The sequence below is a fragment of the Mesorhizobium sp. M0621 genome (genome assembly GCF_040320745.1).
GTDB lineage: Bacteria > Pseudomonadota > Alphaproteobacteria > Rhizobiales > Rhizobiaceae > Mesorhizobium.
The window spans coordinates 1-4296 of sequence record NZ_JAMYQF010000109.1 but is presented as its reverse complement, the minus strand read 5'-3'; the positions used below and the strand labels follow the sequence as shown (position 1 = coordinate 4296).

General features: G+C 61.2%; 2 protein-coding genes and 1 pseudogene. 2 read left to right on the top strand and 1 reads right to left on the bottom strand.

What is annotated here, in order from left to right; all coding sequences use genetic code 11:
• Together NKI38_RS33150 and NKI38_RS33145 are read left to right on the top strand one after the other, a co-directional pair.
• A partial coding sequence (locus tag NKI38_RS33150; protein ID WP_352665063.1) for a hypothetical protein occupies positions 1 to 586 on the top strand: 586 nt, incomplete at its 5' end.
• 704 nt (positions 587 to 1290) lie between these two features.
• A complete protein-coding gene (locus NKI38_RS33145) occupies positions 1291 to 3063 on the top strand; it encodes an F-box protein (RefSeq protein WP_352665060.1) in 1773 nt (590 codons plus the stop codon).
• A gap of 340 nt (positions 3064 to 3403) precedes the next feature.
• Here the strand turns inward: NKI38_RS33145 and NKI38_RS33140 are convergent.
• Positions 3404 to 3661, bottom strand: a pseudogene (locus NKI38_RS33140) (IS110 family transposase); the annotation flags it as partial.
• Positions 3662 to 4296: the final 635 nt, after the last annotated feature.

The following is a 4296-nucleotide window of genomic DNA, read 5'->3' as shown; positions in this document are numbered from 1 at the left end:
GGGATATTTCGGGATCCGGCTTAGTAGCCGGCTTGGGCACCTCGGTCTGAAAACTCGTCTTGCCATTGCGCGCCTTCCAACCGCCAATCTCGGCACCATGCTGAGGACCAATGCCTGGATGCGGATTTCATATCACGCTTGTCTTCGAAATCACGAACAGCACCTACCGCAGGGAGCCAAGCGGATAACGTGGGAAGCGCATTCACTGACGATCCCACATTGTGAACTGGACTCCGGGCACCCAATTTTTTCGTGTTCGACAAAGCACAACGCAAGATCCAGACCAGTTTGCGCAGCGGAATATACGTTCGTATTGGCTGGGATTCGTTCCGTTCGCAACAGATTGGCGGACATTCGGCATGCCCACTTTCGGACAAAAGGAGAGATCCATATTTCGAAGCGGGCAAGCAATCGCGGAGCCCGCAACTTACCTTGCCGGATCATTCCAGCCAGCACCATCGACACAGCGTTCGACTTCGACTATGGCCGACATCCCACCACGGCAGGCGAACTCGCCGAGGTCGCTGGGCAGAAGGAGCGGAACCTTGGCCCGCGCGAAAGACGCTCTGACGCCGGTTCTTTCTGACGAGCCAGACCGATCTCGTCTATGATCCGGGGTCGGCCGCTGATCGAAGAGCTTTACGTGCCGGTTTGCAAGCTCGTCGCGCGCATGCCGGATCGGCCACAGAGCGATGAGATGGGTCTCCTGCACAGGAAATCGTCACCGACTGGAGTCAACAATGGATACTACATACAACGATCCAAAATCCCAGTCATGAACTTCAACCAGGCTCCAAACGGCGCGGGGCAACGCCGCAGGCAGAAGCTTCGCCGGGCCAGTGCCGACATCCACGCCGCTGACTAAACAGGTAAAGTCCAGTCCCCTCGGCACGGGAGCTCTCGGATCAATGCCGATCGTTTGAAGCGGTACGTCTTTTGCGGGGATCCATCTTGATGATGAAGACGATCCGACACCTCGGCTGATGCCGCCCACAGCCACCGGAGCGCCCCCGATGAGCCATGATGCTGAACAGTTCCCAGGTGCGCACCCCATCAGTGCACGCCGACATTGGGCAATCATTGGCGGGCGGCCTGGACCTGGCGGCTTCATCCAGTCTTCTTCGACAGGGCAGCTCACCTCATGGTGAGAATGGAAAGGATCTTGTCCGATCGAGCAATTCGCCTGCTCAACCTGGTCAAGCCAGCGACGTTCTAGGAACTGCCCGATCCTTGAAGATTCCGCTGCGCGACAATCACGATTATCTCAAGATGTAGCATAGGAGGTGAACTATGAGGGGCATTGAGGAGCGAGGAAAGGCGCCCATCTCGGCATTCAACCCCATCGAGCGTGATATCACGGACGATTCTCCCATTGGACCGGCGGCTGGCGTTGAAGGACCCGGTGAATCATCCTGTTCTATAGTGGAGCAGACGCGCTCTGAGCCTCAAGATCAAGCGCCTCCTCCTCTGAGTATCCTTGATCTGCCGCTGGACATGCTCGTTGAGATTGCTGAGCGGCTCAGCCCGATGGATCTGCTGAGGATGTCGCACACAAATCAAGAGCTGCGTGTCGCCGCGATGATAATCGCAACGCCTCAAGAAAGGGGAATCCAGGTTCAGGCCATCTGGCACAGGCTGATGCAACTCCAACCCGGCCCGCAGCCGCTGACGTATCCCGTCGTGATGGAATCACTCGCGCGCAACTTCAATTGCCTCACCAGAGTGCAGCAGGAGCACCTCGTCGCGCTAGTCGAGGGGCTTGAGGACCAGGACCATCGCGGCTCGGCACTGCGAGCCCTCGGGACAGGCGTGGGAGGGCTTGCGCCCGAACTCCAGCAGCACCTCGTCGCGCTTGCCGAGGGACTGCTTCACCCCTGGAATCGTGCCACGGTCCTATGGGGCTTCGGAGAGGGGGTGGCAGCGCTTGCGCCCGAGCTCCAGCAACGTCTCGTCGCCGTCGCCGAGGAACTTGCGCCGCACTGGTATACCCCATATACGCTGACGGGCTTCGGAATAGGCTTGGCAGGGCTTGCGCCCGAGCTCCAGCAGCGTATCGTTGCCCTCGCCGAGGGGTTTTACGAGCCCAGCCATCGCGCTTCGGCCCTGAGGGGCCTCGGAGCGGGCGTGGCAGCCCTTGCAACCGGGCTCCAGCAGCGTCTCGTCGTCGTGGCCGAGGGGCTTCGTGACCCCGACGACTGCGCTTCGGCCTTGTGGGGCCTCGGAGCGGGCGTGGCAGCGCTTGCACCCGAGCTCCAGCGGCGTCTCATCTTCCTCGCCGAAGGGCTTGAGCCCAGGTCTCAGACCATTGCCCTGGAGGGCCTCGGAGCAGGCGTGGCAAGCCTTGCGCCCAACCTCCAGCGACGTGTCGTCGTCCTCACCGAGGGGCTCGACCAGCCCGGGAACCGCGCTTCGGCCTTGAGGGGCCTTGGCGCGGGCGTGGGAGCGCTTGCACCCGAGCTCCAGCGGCGTCTCATCCTCCTCGCCGAAGAGCTTCATCCCTGGCGTCAGTCCTGGGCCCTGCAGGGCCTCGGAAGGGGGGTGGCAGGGCTTGCGCCCATCCTCCAGCAGCGCCTCGTGGTCCTCCTCGAGGCACTGGACGAGCCCGAAGATCGCACCGAGGGTCTATTGCGCTTCGGACCTGGCTTGGCAGCGCTTGCACCCGCGCTCCAGCAGCGTGTCGTCGTCCTCGCCGAGGGGCTCGGTCCGTCACAGTATCGCGGCTCGGCCCTGAGAGGCCTCGGAGCGGGTGTGGCAGGGCTTGCACCCGAACTCCAACAGCGTCTTGTCGTCCTCGCCGAGGGGCTCGACCGATCCACAGACCGCGTCGCAGCGCTATGGGGCTTCGGAGCGGGCATGGCAGGGCTTGCCCTAGAGCTCCAGCGGCGTCTCGTCGTCCTCGCCGAGCGACTCGACCGCCCCATAGATCGCATCTTGGCTGTCCAAGCCCTCGGGGCAGGCCTGGCGGGGCTTGCGCCCGAGCTACGACGGCGCATCGCTGCCATGGCCGACGGACTTGCCGAACCGGATTATCGGGCTTTCGCCTTGGCGGCACTATTGCCTTAGGCAGCCATCCGAAGAAGGGTTCCGGCTTACGGACCGTCTTTCGCTCGCAGGAGATGACCTACTAACGACATATGTGCAACGACCACGCGGACAAGCGCTTTTTTAGACATTTCACCCAGCGGGATAGGTGCGGTCACATGTCCGGCCGTTCAGCGCGGTCTAAGACCGCTGGCCTCGATGAAATTCCCGATGCGAGAGGCTGATCTATCTGACGCACTGTAAGCGCATTGTCGGCCGGCCTCTCTCGCGTCGGAATTTCATCCCGTGGGTCATCGTCTCATTGTGCACCTCGCCTCTGTCCGGCGTGGCGCCGGCCAGTCCGTCCTGGTCGTCGTTCGGCTTAGGCGCGTGCTGCGGCCCTTGCCGCACCAGTATTTCGATATGTCCCGCCCTTGTTGAGCAGCGCCCAGATAATCCTCGCCATCTTGTTGGCGAGCGCGACCGCGACGACCTTGAAAGGCCGCCGCGCCAAAAGGGTCACTAGTGTCGTTTCCCTTAACGCGCAGCAAGACAGACTCGCGCCACAAACGAGCAGCGAGCGGAGCGTCGGGTTGCCCATTTTCGATATGCCGCCGAGCCGCTCCTTGCCGGCCGCAGTCGGGAAGATGGGAAGCTTCCAACGAGAACTGCCCAATGCGAACAAGAAGAGCAGTGTCGGCAGTAATCCTGCGCCTCGAACGCTCATCCTAACGCCGTTAAGCGTTGAGCTCCGAGGTTAGCAGACCAACCCCGCAAAACGCTCCAAGAGAACAGCGCATGGAAGCGATACGAGATTGCAGCCTAAGCCTCGGGGCCGGACGTTGTTTCATATCAGACCGGGTTGGGATGAAGCTTGCCATCCAGCAGTACCCGGTCAGGTTCAAGTTCTAACTTGAACTCCCAGTCGGGTCAGATCGTGATCAATTGGCAGCCTGACGCATGCGCGGTGAATTTGACCGCGGCGAGGCATCCCTTATTAGCGGACTACCCGAACGTACGGCGCGTCGAGTGTTCGATGATGTGATCGCGCTCGGACTATTGGCGTCGGAAACGCCAAAGGGCCTAGTGTCCCTACGCTTTCCGGCGGACGCTCTGGACGCGCTGTTTCCGAAGCTTTTTCCGAAAACGTAAGATCATAGTGTCAAGCGAAGTGAGGATTTGACCCCTGGGGCGAAACGAAGAACTGACCCCCTCATTGCTTTGCAGTTTCGTTGGTGTCGGGCGTCGTTCCGGCCTTCTGCAATAGGCCGGAAC